Here is a 19,359-nt window from a genome sequence, read left to right as displayed (position 1 = left end):
CCCCGCTCAATCCGTTGAGCGCATCTGGAGGCACCGGATGACTCGACTAGAGCATAGTTGCTGCAACGCCGCAATACACGGTTGCAGGCGCAACCAAACCCCTGAGTTTCAGGGGTTTTCTCCGTCGCCTGTTCAGCCGCAGCGGACGCCGGCCACCACGTTCTTGGCATCCACTTCGACGTTCAGGCGCTCGCCGATGAACTCCATCGTGGTCATGTCGTTCGGCTTGAGCACGCGCAGGCTGGTCGCCCCGGCATCCTGCTGGGCCTGGCTGCCGAGCTCGGCCGTGTACGGCTGGCCGACCAGGCTCTGCACCTGGGTGGCATCGCAGCTGCCGACCGGCGGCGCTTCGGTCGCCTTGCCGGCTTCGTCGGTCGGCGCGGCGGCGGCCTCGGCGGCCTTCTGCGCATGGGTGGCGACGGCCTCCTGTTCGTCCATCGGCGGGGCGCTGCACGCACCAAGGACCAGCAGGGCGGGGAACAGGGCGATCAGCCCGAAAGAACGCCGCACGCGGCGGAACGACAGAGACGACATCGGTACTCCAGAAAGCGAGCCAGTAAACGGTGGAGGATATCGCCAAGCGCAGCGTGAGGTGTTTGTGTTGCGTTATTGACGCGGCGCCGCACCGGCAGCGGTAACACTGCGTTCCCCTGATCCGCGCCACCGCCATGAGCCCGAGCCGCACCACGACCCCCGAAGCCGCCGCCGCCCGCCAGGCCGGCCTGCGGTATGTCAGCGATGAGCTGCCCGGCATCGCCCGCCGCAAGGCCGGCAAGGGCTTCGCCTACCGCGATGCCGATGGTGCGGCGGTGCGCGATGCCGCCACCCTGGCCCGGATCCGCGCGCTGGCGATCCCGCCGGCGTACACCGATGTGTGGATCTGCGCGCTGCCCAACGGCCACCTGCAGGCGACCAGCCGCGACGCGCGCGGGCGCAAGCAGTACCGCTACCACGCCGACTGGGCGCGGGTGAGGGGCGATGGCAAATTCGATCGCATCATTGCGTTTGGTACCGCGCTGCCCACGCTGCGTCGTCGCCTGCGCCGCGATCTGAAGCTGCCCGGCTTCCCGCGCGACAAAGTGCTGGCGATCGTGGTGGCGTTGCTGGCACAGACGCTGGTGCGCGTTGGCAATGAAGTCTATGCACGTGACAACCGCTCCTACGGGCTGACCACGCTACGTAACCGCCACCTCGCGCTGGTCAAGGGCGGCCGGGCGCAGATGCGCTTCCGGGGCAAGTCCGGGCAGGCGCATGAGGTGGACGTGGATGACCGCGAACTGGTCAAGCTCATCCGCAGCTGCCAGCAGCTGCCCGGGCAGGCGCTGTTCCAGTACCGCGATGACGCGGGCGCGGTACAACCGGTGGACTCGGGCATGGTCAATGACTATCTGCACGATGCGATGGGCGAGGATTTCAGCGCCAAGGACTTCCGCACCTGGGGCGGCACGCTGGAGGCGATCCGTCAGCTTGCCGCGACCGAGCTGCCCGAACCCTCCAGTGAGCGCGCGCTGGCGGCATTGCAGAAGCAGGTGGTATGCGAGGTGGCCAACCTGCTGGGCAACACACCGTCGGTGTGCCGCAAGGCCTACATCGATCCTTGCGTATTCGATGGCTGGCGGGCCGGCTCATTGAAGGTGCTTGCCGGGCTGCGCGGCGAGCGCCAGTGGGAACTGGCCACGCTGAAAGTACTCAAAGCCGCGCGGCGCACCGTCCGGCGCGCCCGCGCGGGATGAACGCCGGTCAGCCGCAGTAGAGTGCGGTGATGTTGTTGGTACGACCGGTTTCGATGGTCAGCCGTTCGCCGCCCTGCTCCGCACCCGGGGTGGGATTGGCCGCGCCACTGGCAGTTGCGCCACTTGCGGCACGCTCGCTGCGCACGACGATGACCTGCAAGCTGTCGCTGTCCACGCGGGCACGCTCGACCGTGGCCTGCGATGCCGCCAGGCCCACGGCGCCGCGGACCTTGTCCACGTGGCACTGGCCGGAAATCACGCCGTCGATCGGCTGGACCTGCGCGACAGGGGTGCTGCTGCAGGCGGACAAAGCAAGGACGGCCACAGCCGAAGACAGGTAACGAAGCATGCGACGCACTCCATGGGAATTGCGCTCAGGGTGCATCGGCGCCCGTATGCGGCGCATGAATCCTCTACACGGTGTGGGCACGCTCCATTCACCATCCCTGGCCGTCGGGTTGACCATAGTGGGGCTGCGTATTTCCGGCAACAGGAGTCGAACATGGCCACGGCCAAACCCCGTAAGACCACCAAGACCCCCACGTCCCGCAAGGCGGCCCCCGCGGCCGACACAAACGAACCGCGTACCCGTGCGCCGGTCGTGAAAACCGCGACCCGCAAGGCTGCCGCCACCGATCCGCGCGCTGCGCGCGTGGCGGCGCGCCAGCGCCGTCTGCAGGACCAGGAGAAGGCCAAGGACGCGCGTGCGGCGAAGAAGGCCGCCGCGACCAAGACCAAGAAGGCGACCCAGGCCGGCACACGCCGCCAGCCGGAAAAAATGCCCGCCCAGCAGCTGGCCAAACCGGGCAACGAACACGAGATGCAGCTGGCCCCGCGTTTCCTTGCGCCGGACTACCAGGGCAGCGGCAAGCTCAAGGGCAAGCGCGCGATCATCACCGGCGCCGACTCCGGCATCGGCCGCGCGGTGGCCGTGCTGTTCGCGCGAGAAGGGGCGGATGTGGCGGTGCTGCACCTGGATGAGAAGAAGGACGCGAAGATCACCCGCGAGCACGTCGAGAAGGAAGGCGGCCGCTGCGTGGTGATCGCCGGCGACGTACGCGACCCGGCCTTCTGCAACAAGGCGGTGAAGCAGGTGGTCAAGGCCTTCGGCGGGGTCGACATCCTGGTCAACAACGCCGCCTTCCAGCTGCATTGCGACCGCCTGGAAGATCTCGAGGACGACCACCTGCAGGAAACCCTGCAGACCAACATCGGCGGTTACATCCAGATGGCGCGCGCGGTGCTGCCGCATCTGGGCGAAGGCGCCAGCATCATCAATACCGGCTCGGAAACCGGCCTGTTCGGCAGCAAGTCGCTGGTGGACTACTCGGCCACCAAGGGCGCGATCCATGCCTTCACCAAGGCGCTGGCCAGCCAGCTGCTGCCGCGCGGCATCCGGGTCAATGCAGTCGCCCCGGGACCGGTCTGGACGCCGCTCAATCCGGCCGACAAGAAAGCCCGCGATGTGGCCGAGTTCGGCCAGGACAGCGACATGGGCCGACCGGCGCAGCCGGAAGAACTGTCGCCGGCCTATGTATTCCTCGCCTCGCCGATCACCGCGAGTTACATCAGCGGCGTGATCCTGCCGGTGATGGGCGGGCCGCGCGGCTGACCGTCGGTACCGGCGCGTCCACGCCGTAGAACGCGGCGATCTGCGGAATGAAGTTCTGCGGGTTGGCCCCGACCAGGTTGGTCAGCACCACAATGGCCAGCCCCTGGTCGGGGTAGACGATGAAGGCCGAACGCGCGCCACCCATGCCGGCCACCTGGCGTTGCGGGGCGCCCTGCAACACCGCCCAGCCGTCTCCCCAAGGGCCCTCGCTGCCATCGATGAGCCGTTCCGGCGTCCACATCCTGCGTGTACTGGCCGCGTTGATCAGGCGGTTGCCGGACACCGCGACCAGCCACTGCGCGACGTCATCGGCGGTGGTCAGCATGCCGCCGCCGGCCCACAGCCCGGGCGTCATGTCGTAGAACCAGTGCGAGAGACGTGGCGCGGCGTCCGGCGCATCGGTGCGCCGCGGGAACCAGCTGTAGATCGTGGCGCTGTTGGCGATCAGGTCGTAGCTGTCGCCGAACGTCGTGGACGGCATCCCGACGACATCGAACTGACGCGTGGCCACATAGCGGTCGTACGGCATCGCCGACTGCGCGGCGATGATCCGAGCCAGCAGCACGTAGTTGGTCTGGTTGTAGGTGAAGCGCGCGCCGGGGGCGGCCTCCACCGGCAGCCGGGTCACCGCCGCCCAGGCCGCCTGCTCGCTCCCTCCGCCGAGCAGTCCCTGCGCATCGAGGATGTCCGGCAGCCCGGAGGTGTGCGCCAGCAGCTGGCGTACACGAACGCCGCGCCACGCCTCGGGCAGATCGGCGAGGTAGGTCGAGATCGGCGCATCCAGGTTCACCTTGCCCGCCTCGGCCAGCTGCATCATCGCCACCCCGGTGAACGATTTCGTCGCCGAGTTGAGCGGGAAACGCGTCGTGCGCGTGGCCGGCAGCCCGTTTTCGACGTTGGCCAGCCCGTGGCTCTCCGAGAGCACTACCTTTCCGTCCTGGATCACGGCGATCTGCAGCCCGGGAATGCGCAGGGCGTCCATGGTCCGGCCGATGAACTGCCGGGTCTGCTGGTTGGCGGTGTCCACATTGCCGGCTCGCGCCTGCGCGCAAAGCGGGAACAGCAGGGCGACCATCAAGATCACGCGGTACGTGGAGCGCATGCAGAAGGTCCTTGGCGAAGGTGACGCGGCGCCAGGGCGGGATGCCGCAGCTCGAAGGCTTGGATGCGGGCCGCGGCGGAAAGGTTTAAGGCCACCGGCAGGGCGACCGCGCTCGGCCTACCGTTCGTCGGCACCGACCGTCCGGCACTTGACGACACATGTAGTCACTGGCACGGTAGCGACACGTGTAGTCATAGGGAGTGCGCCATGCGCGGCAAGACCATCGGGGACCAGGAACTGGCCCTGCTGCAGTACATCGCGGAACAGGACCGTCCAAGCGTCGGCGAAGTCGCCGCCGGGTTCGGCGAGCAGCGCGGGCTGGCACGGTCCACCGTGCTGACCATGATGGAGCGCCTGCGCGCCAAGTCGTACCTGAGCCGCAAGCAGGTGGACGGCGTGTACCGCTATGCCACCACCAGCGGCCAGGACAGCGTGGTGCAGGGCGCGGTGGCCAGCTTCGTGGAGAAGACGCTGCAGGGCTCGGTCTCGCCGTTCGTGGCGTTCATGTCGCACAAGGTGGACGTCAGCGATCAGGAGCTGGCCGAGCTGGAAGCGCTGGTCGCACAGTTGCAGTCACGCAAGCGGGAGGGCTGAGCCATGGACATGATGATGAGCGAACTGCTGATGCGGTTGGGCTGGACCAGCGTGCAGAGTGCGGTGCTGGTGGCGCTGGTCTGGGGCGTATGCCGCCTGCTGCCGCAGCTGCCCTCCGCGACCCGCTGCCGGCTGTGGTGGCTGGTGGCCGCGCAGGCGGTGCTGGGCCTGTTCTGGAGCAGCCCGCTGGAACTGGCGGTGCTGCCTGCACCCGTCGCGCTGACTGCGCCGACCGCCCCGGTGACGGCACTGCCTGCGTTCGATGCCGCCGTGCAGGCCGCGCCGGTCATCCATGCAGCAAGCGCGGCCGAGACGGCGACGATGGCGGTGTCCTGGCCGTCGCTGCTGCTGGCCCTGTGGGCCGCCGGCGTGCTCGTGATGCTGGTGCACAGCCTGCGCGGCTACCGCGCGAGCCGCGCGCTGGTGCGCGGTGCCACCGACTGCACCGACGCCGGCCTGCAGCAGGCCCTGCAGCTTGCCGCCGAAGCGCATGGCCTGCGCCGCGCGCCGCGCCTGAAGCTCTCCGCACAGATCCGCTCGCCGCAGTTGATCGGCCCGTGGCGGCCCGTGCTGCTGCTGCCGGCGCGCGAACTGCCGGCGATGTCGGCCGATGACCTGGACATGGCGCTGACCCATGAGCTGATCCATCTGCAGCGCCGCGACCTGTGGTGGGGCCTGCTGCCGGCACTGTCGCAGCATCTGTTCTTTTTCCATCCGCTGGTCCATCTGGCCGCGCGCGAATACGCCCTGGCCCGCGAAGAAGCCTGCGATGGTGCGGTGGTGGCCGGGCATGACCATTGCCGGCACGACTATGGTCGCCTGCTGGTGCAACTGGGTGTCGCACCGCGTCCCGCCGTCGGCGTGGCCAGCGCCTCGCCGAACCTGCGCAGCCTCAAGCGCCGTCTGCTGACCCTGCAGCAGACCCGCAGTTTCCCACGCGTGGCCGCGCTGGCGATCACCGCGCTGTTCGTGGTGGTCGGCGTGGCGCCGCTGCGGCTGGTGGCTGCGCCGCCGCCGCCGGCGCCCCCGGCCCCGACCGCACCGAACGTGCCCACGCCGCCAGCGCCGTTGCCTGCGCGTGCGCCCCGCCCGGCACCCGCCCCGGTCGCCGCGCCGGAGCCGATGCCCGCACCGGAGCCGATGCCCGCCCCGGAACCGCCGGCCGCCCCCGCCGCCCCGCGTGCGCCGGAACCGCCGAAGGATCTGGATGACGGGATGTCCTTCGTCACCCATGGCCAGCTCAACATCCGCCAGCAACCCGCCCAGGCGTTCGTGCTGATGGGGCAGGACGACAATTTCGTCGATGCCTCGGTGGCCGATCTCAAGCAGGCGCGGCGCGATGCGGGCGGCGACGAACCGGCGCTGTGGGTACGTCGGGGCCAGGCGCGCTATCTCATCCGCGATCCGGCCGTCCTCAGCCAGCTCAGCCGCAGTCAGTCCGACGTGGCGGCCCTGGGCAACGCGCAGGCCGAGCTGGGCAACCGCCAGGCGGCGATCGGCCAGCAGCTGGCCCAGGTCTCGATGCAGGTCACCGCCGACGCGTTGGCCGCGGTGGATGTCGCGGCAGTGGTCAACCACGCCACGCGCCAAGCGGGACTGGATGCCGCCGCGGAGGCCAACCAGGCCGCGCGGCAGTCACGTGCGGCGGCCGCCGGTGCCAGCCAGGCAGCGCGCGAAGCGCGTGTCGCCGCCGCGAAAGCGGTGGACGCCCGTCAGATCACCCTGGTCGCGCGCGAGCAGGCCGAGCTGGGCCGGGAGCAGGCGCGCCTGGCGCAACAGCAGAGCCTGGCCTCGGCCCGCGCCGTGCGGGAAGTGCGCACCGCCATCGATCAGGCGCTGGCCAGCGGCAAGGCCCAGCGCCTGATCGACTGATCCGCAGGCAGCGTTCTCAACCGCAGTTGGCGCGCACGATCCTGTTCTGCGCGTCGACTTCGATACTGAGCCGGTCTTCGCGGAAATCCATGGTCATCGCCATGCCCGGCTTGAGCACGCGGGCATTGCGGGCACCGCTGTCCTTCACTGCTTTCTGGATCACCGCTTCGGTGGCGGTCTGGCCGGTCAGGCCGGTGAGCTTTTCCGGATCGCACTGGCCGCCACCACCGGCCACCGCGGGGGGCGCGGTCGAGGTCGGGCTGTCAGCGGGTGTTCCCGCCGTCTTGCCCGGATGACTGCAGGCGGCCAGCGGCAGGGCACAGCCCAGGGCGAACAGAAGGTTCAGACGCATGTGGTGGTCCTCCCACGGTAGGTACCCGCAGTGTCCGTGGACCCGCCTTTACACCGCGTCAATGGCCTGCAGCGCCAACGTCTCCCGATCGCGCTGTTCCTCGGCCACCAGCCGCCGCATCAGCAGCGCCAGGGTCACCACGTCCTGGTGGTTGTGCTCGGCCACCCGGCGCAGGTTCACTGCGCTGCCGCCGCGCAGATAGTTCAGCCAGGCAGCGGGGGCTTCCGAGCCGGGCAGATCGTCTTCGCGCACGATCTGCAGCAGCTGGCGTTCGATCGTGGCCAGCCGGCAGTTTTCCCAGGTGCCGCGATAGCGGCGGCGGGTCGGGAACAGCAGGTCGACGTGGTCCAGCGGCGTGATCGGGCAGCGCTGCCGCGCCAGCCGATAGCGCGTCTTGAGCAGCGGGGCGTCGTAGCAGCGCCCGTTGTAGCTGGAGAACACCGTGCCCGGCTGCAGCCAGCCGGCGAACTCGCGCAGCATCGCGGCCTCGGCCGCCATCGTGGTCATCAGCAACTGGCGGATGCGCAGGCCGTCGCCACGTTCGGGATGGGTGTGCCAGTCCGCCGCGCCGATCATGAAGGCACGGGTACCGGTGCCGCCGGCCAGGCCGGTGGTCTCGGTGTCGAAGAACAACAGATCCCGCGGCTGCACCTGCTCGCCCTCGCGCCTGGCGAAGGCCAGCGACAGCGGTTCGGTGGGGATCGCCTGCGCGACGAACGATTCGATCAGGAACAGCCCCGGCGCGATTTCCTCGCCCGGCACGTGGCGATCCGCGGCGTTCCCGCGCGGGGTGGCGGTGCTGATGCCCCGATCGCGCAGGCCAAGCAGACGGCGCAGGCCACCGATCTCGGGTCTGCGCAGCGCGGGCGCGGGGACAGAAACAGGAACAGCGGGTACCGCCGGTGCGTTCTCGCGTGCGGCGGCGCCGGTCGGTTTGTGGCGGATCTCCTGCTCGACCCAGCCGAAAACGGAGGCGGGTGCAGGCGTGCGCGCACGCGCGTCGTTGGCGGCGGCCGGAAGAGGGGCGCCGCCCATGTCGCCGGGCGCGCCAGTGTCAGTAGCAGCGGATCCGCGCGCAGGGGCGATGGCCGGATCAGAGGCCGCCGCCGTCGCATCGCCGGCCTGCCGGCGCAGCAGGCGCAGCTTGTCCAGGCTCAGGCTCACGGGGCGACCACCTCGGCATGCTGGCGCTCACGTTCCGCTGTGGACGGCAGCGCGGCACTGTCGAACAGGTCCAGCACCTTCAACGCCAGCGCCTTCGGCGTGGTGGCATCGTCCTCCTGGCCGGCCAGCACCGGGCCGACGCAGGCCGGGCAGCCGGCCTTGCAGTCGCAGCCCTGCACCAGTTCGCGCGCGCGTAGCAGCAGCTCGGCCTGGCGCACCCACAGTGGCTCGCTCAGGCCCACGCCGCCGGGGAAGTTGTCGTACAGATAGACCGTGGGCACGAACTGCTGCTGCAGTTCGATCGCGCTGGCATCGAACTCGGCGCCGCGCAGCTGTCCGCGCCCGCTCTGGTCGGCCACCGCGAACCACGCACCATCCCCATTGCCGACCGCCTTCTGCAGATCGCGCGCATCGGCCATCACCGCAACGGTGGCCACGATGTGCAGCGCGTAGGCGGCGCCGAGGAAACCGTCCAGCGCTTCCTGCTTGCTGTCGAACGCGGTCAGCAGCAGCGCCTGCGGCAACTGCCACCACACCGCCGTGGTGTGCAGCTCCTGGTCGGGCAGGTTGACCGGGCCGTAGCCTATGTTCTCATGGGTGTAGTAGCGGATCTTCTTGTAGCCGGCCACGCGGCGCACCACGTGCACCTCGCCATGGTGGGAATCGCCGCGCCCGGCGATGCAGCCATCGAAGCGGTCCAGCACCTTGAGCTTGGTGAAGTCGATGCTGTCGGTGTAGTAGTCCACGTGGGTGCGGGTGACGTAGGCCTTGCGGCCTTCCCAGTCCAGCCGCTCCACCTGGTAGGGCGTGGACTGCACCATGTGGATGGCGCCTTCGTACAGCGTCAGCGCGGCGGCGGAATAATCCACTTCGGCGATGATCTGCTGCTTGCCGTCGCTGCGGTCCACCACCACGAAGTTGCCATCGGCGACCGAGCGCAGGCTGACCGCGTTGGCCGGATAGCTGTCGGCGATCCACTCCCAGCGGTCGCCTTCGCGATGCACGACCTCGGTTTCGGCCAGGGCTTCCAGGAACACCAGCGGGTCGATCGGGCCGAACGGATCGCCGGCCAGGAACGGCAGCTCGAAGGCGGCGCAGCGGATGTGGTCGAACAGGATCAGCGGCTGGTCCGGCGCGATGCGCGCGTGCTCGGGCGAGGCCTCGGCGAAGAAGTCCGGGTGCCGCACCACGTACTGGTCCAGCGGCTGCGAGCTGGCCACCATCACGCCCAGCGCGGGCTGCTGGCGGCGGCCCGCGCGGCCGAAGCGCTGCCAGGTCGCGGCGACGCTGCCCGGATAGCCGTTGAGGATGACCACGTCGAGGCTGCCGATATCCACGCCCAGCTCCAGCGCCGAGGTGCTGACGATGCCGTCGATCTGCCCGGCGCGCATGGCGCGTTCGGTCTCGCGGCGCTCGGTGGGCAGGTAACCGCCCCGGTAGGCACGGATGCGCGCCGGCTTGCGCGGGTCGTGGTCGAAGATGTCCTTGAGGTACTTGGTCAGCACTTCGACCATCAGCCGGCTCTGCGCGAAGATCAGGGTCTTCAGCCCGGATTTGATCGCGATGCGGGCGATGCGGTTGCTCTGCGAGCGCGCCGAAGCGCGCAGGCCGAGATCGGCGTTGACCACCGGCGGGTTCCACAGCAATACATGCTTCGGCCCGCTGGGCGCGCCGGACTCGGTGATCGCCGTCACCGGCGCTTCGATCAGCGCCTCGGCATGCGCCTGCGGGTTGCCGATGGTCGCCGAGCACAGGATGAACTGCGGCTCCACGCCATAGAACGCGCAGATCCGCTTGAGCCGGCGCAGCACGTTGGTGACGTGGCTGCCGAACACGCCGCGGTAGGTGTGCACTTCATCGATGACCACGTAGCGCAGGTTCTCGAAGAACTGCGCCCACTTGGTGTGATGCGGCAGGATCGCCTGGTGCAGCATGTCCGGGTTGGAGACCACGATGTCGCCGTGCAGGCGGATCGCCTGGCGCGCATCGCCCGGCGTATCCCCATCGAAGGTGAAGGCTTTGACGCCCAGATCGCCGGCGCGGTTGAGTTCCAGCAGCTCGGCCACCTGGTCCTGGGCCAGCGCCTTGGTCGGGAACAGGTACAGCGCCTTGGCCTTGCCCTGCATCGCCGCGCTGACCACCGGCAGGGTGTAGCACAGCGACTTGCCGCTGGCGGTCGGGGTCACGATGGCCACGTGCTCACCGCGCTGGCTGGCCTCCCACGCCTGCGCCTGGTGGCTGTAGAGCTGCTCGATGCCACGCGCCTTCAGCGCATGGACCAGGGCGTCGGGCACATCGGCCGGGATCGGCGCGTACTGGCCCTCGCGGGCCGGAATCGTGAAGCTGCCGGTGATGCGGTCGTTGTAGCGGCGCTGCAGGCGCGCGGTCAGCAGCGCGCCATCGCGCGAGGGCAGCCCATCGGTGGTGGCGAGGCGGCGCTCGGCGTCTTCAGTGCGCTTGGCGAGTTCGTAAGCCATGGTCACAACGGTCTGCAAAGGACGCTATGGAAACATGACCGCGTCTCAATGTCTGAGACATCGGGATGCGCGCGGGTGAATGGTTCAGTGCGTGGCGGCGTCGCCTGGACAGCTGCCATCAACGAAATCTGACACCGGCCTCCGTATCCTTGAGATCAGCCCGCAACCAAACACGGATGGAGTCGCTGTGGCATTACGTGGACATCAAGGCGCCGCGCTGCTGGCCGGCCTGCTGCTGGGTGCCGCCGCACAGGCCCAGCAGGCCGCTGCGTCCGAGCCGGTGGAGCCACCGCCCACGACAGCGCAGGGGGAGGTCACCACGCTGGGCGAGGTGCGGGCGCTCAAGCCCGACGACGAACCGCTGGATCTGTACCGCTTCAAGAATCCGGTACAGGTGCAGCCCAATCGCTTTAGCCGCACCTGGAGCGAGCCGCCGTCGCCCGAGCAGGTCAGCATGAGCGGTGGCTATCTGATGATGGGCATCAACAAGGGACTGGCCAAGGCCGCGCAGGGCGTGAACAAGCTCACGGGCGGGCCCGCGCAGATCCAGTCCGCGACCGCCCGCCCTCCGCCGGAACTCACCGAGGAAGAACAGCGTCGGGCGATGGAGGTGTGTGCGCAGCAGGGCGGGTGCCTGACGCCGCTGCCGCCGTTGCCGGAGTAGCGGCCAGGCAGACCTGCCGTCATCGCGTTGCCGCCACCCGCCGCCGCTCCAGCCACCACAGCAACCCTGCCGCCAGCACGAAGGCCAACAGCCACGGCCAGCGTGCGCCCGGCGTTTCGATCACGCCCATCGATGCGGCGGCGGTGCCGCCAGCCAGACGCTGTGCGGTGGCCTCCCGCAGCTGCTGCCGATGCAGCGGTCGCGCAGTGGCCGGGTCGAACACGTAGAACGTGTGGCGGTTCTCGCCCTGCTGCAGCTGATGCCAGCCGGCCTGCGCTGGCCAGTAGCCTGCGCAGTGCTCCGCACCGCTGGCTGGATCGATCCGCAATGGAATGAACGCGCCGTCCGGTGCACGCACCTGCGTGGTCGCCTGCAGGTGGCACAGGGCCATGCGCTCGCCGGCCCAAGGCGTGATGGCGTCGATGCGTGGGACCTCCGCGGCGGGAAGCGCGCGCGCGATGCTGGCCAGCACGCTGCTCCACAGCTCGGCATGGCGATCGTCGCGGCCGGCCAGCACCAGCCGGTAACTGTCGGTCACCGGCAGCAGCGCGACGCGTCCGCGCCCGAGGGCGCGATAGCCGCCGACCGAGGCGCCCTTGGCATCGTGCAGCAGCGGCGTCGCGTCGGCGCTCTGCACCGCCAACCGCTCCAACACCGGCAGCGCGGCCTGGTGCGAGGCCGCGTCGGCTTCCTCGATGTAGGCGGTGGCATCCGATGCGGGTCGCTGTGGGCCACGGCGTGCCTGCAGCAACGCGGCGTCGGCATCCGCCGGCAGTGACAGGGGCGCGGCCTGGTTGCCGCCGGTGACGGACAGTCCCCAGCTGCGCAGCACCTGGCGGGCGCCATCGCCAAGCGGGCCGGTGGTACGGACCAGGACGCCGAGCCCATTGCGGATCGCCTGCTGCAGCGTGCTGCGCTGCGTGGACGACAGTGCGACCAGGCTGCGCTCATCCAGCACCACGACATCGGTGTCGGCCAACCTGGCCGCGGTGAGCGTGATCGGCGCATCGCCAAGCGATACCCCACCGCCCGCGTTGGCCTGCGCCTGCACGCGCAGCCCGGCATCGGTGGCCCAGCGGCGCAGGTATTTGAGTTCCGGGCCCGGCGCACCGGCCAGGATCAGCAGGCGCGGCGTGGCCGTGGCGGCGGTATCCACGGGCACGGCCAGGGTGTCGACCACATGCTGGCCGGCATCCAGCAGGCGCAGGCGGAACACACTCTGCCCGGGGACGCGTGCCACACCGTCCAGGTGCACGCTGCCATCCGCGCCGGGCGTGGCACGGTCGACGACCAGGCCGGCCGGATCCACCAGCTCGGCGCGCGCGTGCGGCACGCCCTGCGCACGCGCGCTGACGGTGAACACCGCACCGGGCGCGGTGAGCGGCGGCGGCTGCAGTGACATCCAGCCCTGCGGTGCGCCGGGCGATACGAGATGCACGCTGCGCGGCAGCGCTACATCGCGATCGCGGGCCGTCAGGCCATCGCCGATCAGCCGAAGGGAGGTGGTACCCGGATGCTGGCGCAGCGCGGTCGCCAGGTCGGGTGCACGGAGGGCATCGGCCGCCGCTGGCGCTTCCGGCAGCGCGACCACGGTCTCGCCGGGCGCGGCCGACCAGCGCACCTGATCGGCCGCCGCGGTCAGCACGGTGAGCTGACCGCCGGCCGCGCGCTGCATCGGCGGCACCAGGGTCAGGTAGAGCAGTGCGATGACGGCGATCTGCAACAGCAGCAGGCCGGCGAACACCCCGCGCGCCCGCACCGGCCCACGCCACTGCTGCCAGCACAGGCGTGCGCTGGCCAGCAGCAGCACGGCCACCAGCGCGATCAGGATCCAGCGCGGTTCGCTCATGGGGTGGCCTCCAGTGCATCCAGGTAGCGCTGGCCCATGGCATCGGGTGCGTTGCGGCGAGGCACCTGCGGCAGCGGCCGCAGCAGGGCACGCCACAGCTGCGCGCGCAGGGCCTGGTGGCAGTCGGCGCAGTCCGGGGTGATGCGCAGTGTTTCGATGGCGGCGGCCAGGCTCAATGGATCCGGCAGCCGCGCTTCATTGCGCCGCAGCCACTCGGTCAGCGCGTCCAGATCGGGCGCGCTGCCGGGATCGGCCAGCTGCTGCCAGACCTGCACGATGGCCTGGTCGGGGGCCTCCAGCGCACGCAGCGGCAATGCCCTGCTGGCCAGCTCGGCGCGATTGCCGGTCATGCGCCGGCCTTCATCGATCGGGGGCAGCTCCGGACCGACCCGCGCGAGATAGATGCGCTCGGCCTGCTGCACTTCCTTGATGAAACCCAGCGCCTTGTAGGCATAGGGCAGGGCGCGTTCGGGCTGGCCCTGGCGCAGTTCGCCTTCCGACGACCACATCTGGTCGAGCGCCGCCTTCAGCGTGGCGCGCGTCTTGGGATCGAGCAGGGTGGCGGCCTCGGCATGGTCGTGGGTATGGCCATACTCGGAGAGCACATCGGTGGCGCTGCCAAACACGGGTGCGGTGCCGTCGGTTGGTGCGCCATGGTCGTGATCATCATGACCGGCCTGTGCCTGGGCCTGCGCAGGATCCCCATGGTGATCATGATCCTCGTCATGCGGGGTCGCCGGCGTGTCGCTGGTGGGCAGGGTGTCGCTGGTCGGTGGCGGCTTGGCCCCGCCCTCGCTTTCCTCGCCCAGGAACTGGCCATAGCGCAGGCGCAGGATGCGCTGGTCCACGCCGATCGCATCGGCGCGTTTGACGAACGCCTCGGCCGGCAGCTGGCGGCGCAGTTTGATCAGCGCCTCGGCGTCGATGATGATCTGGCGCTGGCTGCGGAAGTACGCCGGCAGGGTCTTCTTGACCATGCCCTCCATGTCGGTGCCCTGGATCTCGGCGGCGCTGGGCAGGCGCAGGATGACGCTGCTGCTCTGTGCGCTCTGCGCGGTGGGCGCGTGGGTGTCGCGCACGGTCAGCTGCGCGATCACATCGTTGCCTTCGGTGGCGCCCAGCGCGCCGAGATCGAGCGTGCGCGCGAAGCGCCGCTGCGTCGCCGGCCCGGTGCCGGACAGGGTGAAGGTCTGCTCGCGGAAGGTGATGTTCTCACCGCTGCCCTGGGCCAACGTGACCTTCAACTGCGCGGTGGCGACCACGCCATGGTCGTCGGTGGCCTCGAACTGCAGCGGCCACTGGCGCTGGCCGGGCGTGCCCAGCACGAGGCTGCGGTCCGGGGCGATCACGCGCACCACCGGGGGGCGATCCGGCACCACATCGAGCCGGTACAGACGGGTGTCGCGCAGGGCGGGCTCGGTCACCACGCGGTACAGCGCCGGGCGGGTCGCGGTCCACCGTGCAGTCCAGAGGTCGCCGTCGCGCTGCAGCGCGATGCGCTGGCCATCGTGGAACTGCAGGGCGGCGGTGTGCGGCTGCGCGGAGAAGCGCAGCGACCACTGCAGGCGGCTGTCCTGCGCGACCTTGCCATCCAGCGCGTTCTGCACGCGCACCGCCTGCCCGGTGTAGGCCGGGGCGGTGATCTCCAGCCGCGTCGAACGCAGCTGCGGCGGTTGCGCCGGTGTGGCCGGCGGTGCGCTCGCGCCGGGGAACAGCGGCGCTGCGCTCTGGCCGCGCGGCCAGCCGAAGGCCAGCGCCATGGCCAGCACTGACATCACCGCCGAGGCCAGTACCCAGCGCCACGGCCAGCGGGGCCGCAGCTCGGGCAGGCGCGACTGCAGTGCCGCCTCGACATGCGCGCGCTGGCGCCGCTGCAACGGGTTCAATGCCTCCGGTGCGGCGAACAGCAGGTCGGCACTGTCCTGCGCCACCGGGTGTTCATCCAGGCGGCGAACCAGCCACTGGCGATCAAGACGACGTGCGCGCCAGGTGGCCAGCCCGACGCCGACCAGCAACGTCAGCAGCAGGATCACGGTGAACGCATTGAAACCCGCGACCCGCCATGCAACCGCACTGAGTGCCAGCGCGATCGGCACCGCGAGTACGGCGGTGATCCACCACTGCCGCCGCCGCGCGCGCTGCCAACCACGCTGGATGATGGCGTTCATGCCCTTGCTCCACGGCGCGGCGAGGTGGCCATCACCCGTTCGAGCGCGAACAGCAGCACGATCAGCGCCAGCAGCCACGGCGTCAGCTCACGCGGTGCGGGGAGCGGTGCGGCAGCGCCACGCAACGGTGCCTGTGTGGCCGCAGGGGCGAGGGTGGGTGCGGCCGGTGCCGCGATGACGGCCAGCAATTGGCGGGGGAAGCCGGGATCACGCAATGCCGGCAGTTCTGTCGGCGACAGCGCTGCGCTGAAGCGCAGCAGACGACCGCTGCCTTCCTGCCGTTGTTCCAGCACCACCGCGCCCTGTGCATCGCGCAGCGCCGGCGTCCAGCTGGACCCCGCAGCACCGGGCGCGACCAGCACACTGCCGCCCCGCTGCACCCACGCCTGCCAGGCGGTGGGCAACGGCCCAGCGGCAAGCCACACGCCGAGCTGGCCATCGTCCGGGGCGGTGCCCGCGGCGCGTGCAGGCGACAGCGGTTGGTTCGACCAGGCGCGCTGGATCGCTGCCAGCACCCGCTGCCCGGCGTCGGCGATGCCGGCACCGACCTGCACCTCCGGCAGCGTCGCCGCGCGCGTGATGGCGGGCGCCAGCGGCACCGGCCGCCAGGTCACGGCGCGCGACAGGCGCGGACGCGCGCCATCCAGCCCGGGCATCGGGTCGGGAATGTAGACGGTCAGCGGTGCACCGGCGGGCAGGGTCTGGTCCAGTTCGCGCAGCAGGCTGGCCAGCGGTGAGGGGGATGCGGGGACAGCATCGGCCAGGGCCGGGAAACCCGGGGCCAGCCAGCGCCAGTCGCCCTTCGCGTCCTGCCCGCGCAGGGCAGTGCCGTCCAGCCCCGGGGCGACCACTGTCACCGGGTGGGTGTCGGCCGCACCGCCATGCAACAGCGGGCGTGCCAGCAGCAGGGCCAGTGCGGCGAGCAGCAGCAGTCGCACCAGCAGCAGCGGCCACTCATCGAAACGGATCTTCTGGCGCGGCCGGATCCGGGCCCGCAGCCAGCGCAGGGCGGCGAAGTCGAGCGGCGCGTACTGATGCCGGCGTGCAAGGTGGATCAGCAGCGGCACCAGCCACGCAGCCAGTGCCAGCAAGCCAAGCGGATACAGCAGGCTCATGCGGCGCCCCCGGCACCGAGCAGCACACGCAGCGGTTGATCCAGCGGCTGGTCGAGATAACCGGTGGCATGCCCGATGCCACTGCTGTGCAGGCGTGCCTGCAATGCGCGCTGCGCCGTCTCGAAGCGGGCCAGGTAATCCGCGCGGATGGCGCGGCCGTCGCCCAGCAGTTCTTCGCCGGTCTCCGGATCGCGGAAGCGGTGGCCGTCGGTGAACGGGAAATCGCGCTCTTCGGCGGTCAGCAGCTGCAGGTGCAGCACCTCGCGGCGTGCGGCAGCGAGCCGCTCCAGCAGCACGATGCCGGCCTCGTCGAAACCATCGCCCAGCGCAACGAGCAGGTCGCCGGCCTGTACGCGCTCCCAGATCGGCGCCAGCGCCGTGACCGGCGGCCACCTGCCGCTGGCCTGCACCTGGCGCAGCAGCAGGTGCACGCGGTCGCGCTGGCGCGGGCCATGGCCGGCCGGCACCAGTTGCACGCCCTCGCCGGTCAGGACGATCACGCCGAACCGGTCGCTCTGCTGCAGGGCCAGTTCAACCAGGCAGGCGGCGGTGGCGCAGGCGTGGTCCAGCCGCGACCAGTCCGGTCGCGCGCGATCGCTCTGGCCCGCCGAGGCGGTGGCATCGAGCAGTACCCAGAGCGTGATCGGGCTTTCGCGCTCGGATTCGCGCACGAAGAAGCGGTCCGAGCGCGCGTAGAGCTTCCAGTCGATCTGCCGCAGCTCATCGCCGGGCTCATAGGCGCGGTACTGTGCGAACTCCAACCCGGCGCCACGACTGCGGCTGGCGTGCTGGCCGATCCCGTGTGCACCGCGCGCACGGCGCGGCAGCAGCCGCAGTGCCTTCAGGCGGTTGCGGACATCGGCGGGGATCGCGATCGGTGCGTTGCGGCTCACGGCGTGTGGATCAACCCGGGAACGGCACGGCCTGCAGCAGCGCGGCGACCACGTCGTCGGCGCTCTTCTGCTCGGCCTCGGCGGCGAAGGACAACAGCAGGCGATGGCGCATCACCGGGGCCGCCAGCGCCTGCACATCCTCGCGGGTTGCGGCGAAACGGCCCTGCAGCAGTGCACGTGCCTTGGCGGCCAGTACCAGCGACTGTCCGGCACGCGGGCCAGCACCCCACTTGATCCATTGGTTCACCGCCGCCGGCGCATCGCTGCCAGGTCGGCTGGCACGCACCAGGCGGGTGATCCAGGTCAGCACGTCCTCGCTGATGTGCACCTGGCGCACGGCCGCCTGCAGGGCCAGCACGTCTTCGGCGTGCATCACCTTGGGCACGCTGCCCGTGGCACTGCCGGTGGTCTGCAGCAGGATGTCGCGCTCTTCCTGCTCGGTGGGGTAGTCCACCCGCACGTGCAGCAGGAAACGGTCCAGCTGCGCTTCGGGCAGCGGGTAGGTGCCGGCCTGTTCGATCGGGTTCTGCGTGGCCAGCACGAAGAACGGCGCCGGCAGCGCATAGGTGGTGCCGGCGTAGCTGACGGTACGCTCCTGCATCGCTTCCAGCAGCGCGGCCTGGGTCTTGGGCGGGGTACGGTTGAGCTCGTCGGCCAGCAGCAGGTGGGTGAAGATCGGGCCCTTCTGGAAGCGGAAGTGACGGTGGCCGGTGCCGTGGTCTTCCTCCAGCAGCTCGGTGCCAAGGATGTCGCTGGGCATCAGGTCCGGGGTGAACTGCACCCGCCGGAACTGCAGTTCCAGCGCCTGGCCGAGCGAGCGCACCAGCAGGGTCTTGCCCAGGCCCGGTGCGCCTTCCAGCAGGCAGTGGCCGCCAGCCAGCAGGCCGATCAGCAGCTGCTCGACCACGGCGTGCTGGCCGACCACGGCCTGGCCCAGCGCGCTGCGCAGGTGATCCAGTCGGGGCAGGAGGACATCAAGGCTGTCGGTCGTCATAAGGCACTCGCAGAAGATCGGTGTAGAGCCACGCCACGCGTGGCTGAAAAAGCATGAAGAAACCTAATTGTTCAACGCATACATGATGATGTTGACCGCGAAGCGGGTGTTGTCTTCGGCCAGGAAACGCTTGTTGCGCCAGTCGTAGTCCCACTCGCAGCCGTAGTCCTTGTTGCTGTAGAGCACGCCGAGCCGGCCATCGATCTCGATGCCCTTGAGGTAATCGTGGACCAGGTCGTCGCCCCAGCCATTGAGCTCGAATCCCGTGGCGGGCGGGCCCTCGGGAAAGCGGAAGAAGCTGCGGTACAGCGCGTGGTTGTTCGGCAGCTTGTTCAGCGCCTTCGGCCCGAACAGCTTGGCCATCTGTGCTTCGAAGGACTTCGCGAACAGACCGTCGATGTCGTGGTTGCAGTCATCGACGAACACGAAGCCGCCGTTGCGCACGTAACGCACGAAGTTCTGCCGCTCGGCGGCATTGAACTCGACCAGCTTGTGCCCGGCCAGATAGCAGAACGGCGCCTCCAGCATGCGCGGATCGGACAGGGCGATCACGTGCTCGGTCGGGTCCACGCGCAGGGAGGTGTAATCGATCAGCGAGGTGATCACGTTGGACGGCATGCGCGCATCCACGTCCCAGTCGCCGGAGTCGTACTTGAGGCGGGTGAACCAGACGTCATAGCGCCCGGCCTGGGCACGCGCCGGCGCGGGCAATGCCGCGAAGGCGGCACTGCCCAGCATCAGGCGCAGGAACTGTGCGCGGTTCATCGCCA

General features: G+C 70.0%; 17 protein-coding genes. 5 read left to right on the top strand and 12 right to left on the bottom strand.

Annotated elements, in window-relative coordinates:
- Positions 1-132: 132 nt before the first annotated feature.
- Positions 133-534, bottom strand: a complete 402-nt coding sequence (locus HDC96_RS14375; protein ID WP_179460595.1) for an I78 family peptidase inhibitor — start codon at positions 532-534, stop codon at positions 133-135.
- A gap of 134 nt (positions 535-668) precedes the next feature.
- Between HDC96_RS14375 and HDC96_RS14370 the strand changes: the two genes are divergently transcribed.
- Positions 669-1,733, top strand: coding sequence for a DNA topoisomerase IB (locus tag HDC96_RS14370; protein ID WP_179460594.1), 1,065 nt, complete (start codon positions 669-671; stop codon positions 1,731-1,733).
- 7 nt (positions 1,734-1,740) lie between these two features.
- Here HDC96_RS14370 and HDC96_RS14365 read toward each other — a convergent pair whose 3' ends face one another.
- The gene (locus HDC96_RS14365) at positions 1,741-2,082 is read right to left on the bottom strand and encodes a hypothetical protein (protein ID WP_179460593.1); all 342 of its coding nucleotides are present in this window, start codon (positions 2,080-2,082) and stop codon (positions 1,741-1,743) included.
- A gap of 153 nt (positions 2,083-2,235) precedes the next feature.
- On the opposite strand from HDC96_RS14365, the gene HDC96_RS14360 reads away from it, so the two are divergent.
- Positions 2,236-3,345 carry an SDR family oxidoreductase gene (locus HDC96_RS14360; protein ID WP_179460592.1) on the top strand — a complete coding sequence of 370 codons (1,110 nt, stop codon included), beginning with the start codon at positions 2,236-2,238 and terminating at the stop codon, positions 3,343-3,345.
- Here the strand turns inward: HDC96_RS14360 and HDC96_RS14355 are convergent.
- A complete protein-coding gene (locus HDC96_RS14355; protein WP_257018761.1) occupies positions 3,302-4,447 on the bottom strand; it encodes a serine hydrolase domain-containing protein in 1,146 nt (381 codons plus the stop codon). The two genes, HDC96_RS14360 and HDC96_RS14355, sit on opposite strands and share 44 nt — an antisense overlap.
- 207 nt (positions 4,448-4,654) lie before the next feature.
- Here HDC96_RS14355 and HDC96_RS14350 point away from each other — a divergent pair, with 207 nt between their 5' ends.
- Together HDC96_RS14350 and HDC96_RS14345 are read left to right on the top strand one after the other, a co-directional pair.
- Positions 4,655-5,041 carry a BlaI/MecI/CopY family transcriptional regulator gene (locus tag HDC96_RS14350; protein ID WP_070472651.1) on the top strand — a complete coding sequence of 129 codons (387 nt, stop codon included), beginning with the start codon at positions 4,655-4,657 and terminating at the stop codon, positions 5,039-5,041.
- A gap of 15 nt (positions 5,042-5,056) precedes the next feature.
- Entirely contained in the window at positions 5,057-6,913 is a 1,857-nt protein-coding gene (locus HDC96_RS14345) for a M56 family metallopeptidase (RefSeq protein ID WP_306455644.1), read from the top strand.
- A 16-nt stretch (positions 6,914-6,929) separates the two neighbouring features.
- Here the strand turns inward: HDC96_RS14345 and HDC96_RS14340 are convergent, their stop codons facing one another.
- The 3 genes from HDC96_RS14340 to HDC96_RS14330 are packed head-to-tail and all read right to left on the bottom strand — an operon-like array spanning position 6,930 to position 10,906.
- Positions 6,930-7,265, bottom strand: a complete 336-nt coding sequence (locus tag HDC96_RS14340) for an I78 family peptidase inhibitor (protein ID WP_179460590.1) — start codon at positions 7,263-7,265, stop codon at positions 6,930-6,932.
- A gap of 48 nt (positions 7,266-7,313) precedes the next feature.
- Entirely contained in the window at positions 7,314-8,429 is a 1,116-nt protein-coding gene (locus HDC96_RS14335; RefSeq protein WP_179460589.1) for a ribonuclease H-like domain-containing protein, read from the bottom strand.
- The gene (locus tag HDC96_RS14330) at positions 8,426-10,906 is read right to left on the bottom strand and encodes a DEAD/DEAH box helicase (RefSeq protein WP_179460588.1); all 2,481 of its coding nucleotides are present in this window, start codon (positions 10,904-10,906) and stop codon (positions 8,426-8,428) included. Before HDC96_RS14330 ends, HDC96_RS14335 begins: the two co-directional genes overlap by 4 nt.
- Before the next feature lie 187 nt (positions 10,907-11,093).
- Here HDC96_RS14330 and HDC96_RS14325 point away from each other — a divergent pair, with 187 nt between their 5' ends.
- On the top strand, positions 11,094-11,570 hold the full coding sequence (locus HDC96_RS14325; RefSeq protein ID WP_179460587.1) for a hypothetical protein: 477 nt from the start codon (positions 11,094-11,096) through the stop codon (positions 11,568-11,570).
- 19 nt (positions 11,571-11,589) lie between these two features.
- On the opposite strand, the gene HDC96_RS14320 is transcribed toward HDC96_RS14325, so the two are convergent.
- From HDC96_RS14320 to HDC96_RS14295, 6 genes are all read right to left on the bottom strand, one after another.
- Positions 11,590-13,419 carry a hypothetical protein gene (locus HDC96_RS14320; RefSeq protein WP_179460586.1) on the bottom strand — a complete coding sequence of 610 codons (1,830 nt, stop codon included), beginning with the start codon at positions 13,417-13,419 and terminating at the stop codon, positions 11,590-11,592.
- On the bottom strand, positions 13,416-15,587 hold the full coding sequence (locus HDC96_RS14315; RefSeq protein WP_179460585.1) for a hypothetical protein: 2,172 nt from the start codon (positions 15,585-15,587) through the stop codon (positions 13,416-13,418). Before HDC96_RS14315 ends, HDC96_RS14320 begins: the two co-directional genes overlap by 4 nt.
- Positions 15,584-16,702 carry a BatA domain-containing protein gene (locus tag HDC96_RS14310; RefSeq protein ID WP_179460584.1) on the bottom strand — a complete coding sequence of 373 codons (1,119 nt, stop codon included), beginning with the start codon at positions 16,700-16,702 and terminating at the stop codon, positions 15,584-15,586. The genes HDC96_RS14315 and HDC96_RS14310 overlap by 4 nt, the downstream gene beginning before the upstream one ends.
- Entirely contained in the window at positions 16,699-17,595 is an 897-nt protein-coding gene (locus HDC96_RS14305; protein ID WP_179460583.1) for a DUF58 domain-containing protein, read from the bottom strand. The genes HDC96_RS14310 and HDC96_RS14305 overlap by 4 nt, the downstream gene beginning before the upstream one ends.
- 10 nt (positions 17,596-17,605) lie before the next feature.
- Positions 17,606-18,589 (bottom strand): MoxR family ATPase, encoded by a 984-nt coding sequence (locus HDC96_RS14300; RefSeq protein WP_179460582.1) that lies wholly within the window; start codon positions 18,587-18,589, stop codon positions 17,606-17,608.
- A gap of 63 nt (positions 18,590-18,652) precedes the next feature.
- On the bottom strand, positions 18,653-19,354 hold the full coding sequence (locus HDC96_RS14295; RefSeq protein WP_179460581.1) for a DUF4159 domain-containing protein: 702 nt from the start codon (positions 19,352-19,354) through the stop codon (positions 18,653-18,655).
- Between the last annotated feature and the right edge of the window lie 5 nt (positions 19,355-19,359).

Origin of the sequence: Stenotrophomonas sp. JAI102, assembly GCF_013409105.1 — a bacterium.
Taxonomy (GTDB): Bacteria; Pseudomonadota; Gammaproteobacteria; order Xanthomonadales; family Xanthomonadaceae; genus Stenotrophomonas; species Stenotrophomonas maltophilia_AA.
The sequence above is the reverse complement of the archived record's forward strand: the minus strand, read 5'-3'. Positions and strand labels throughout refer to the sequence as shown.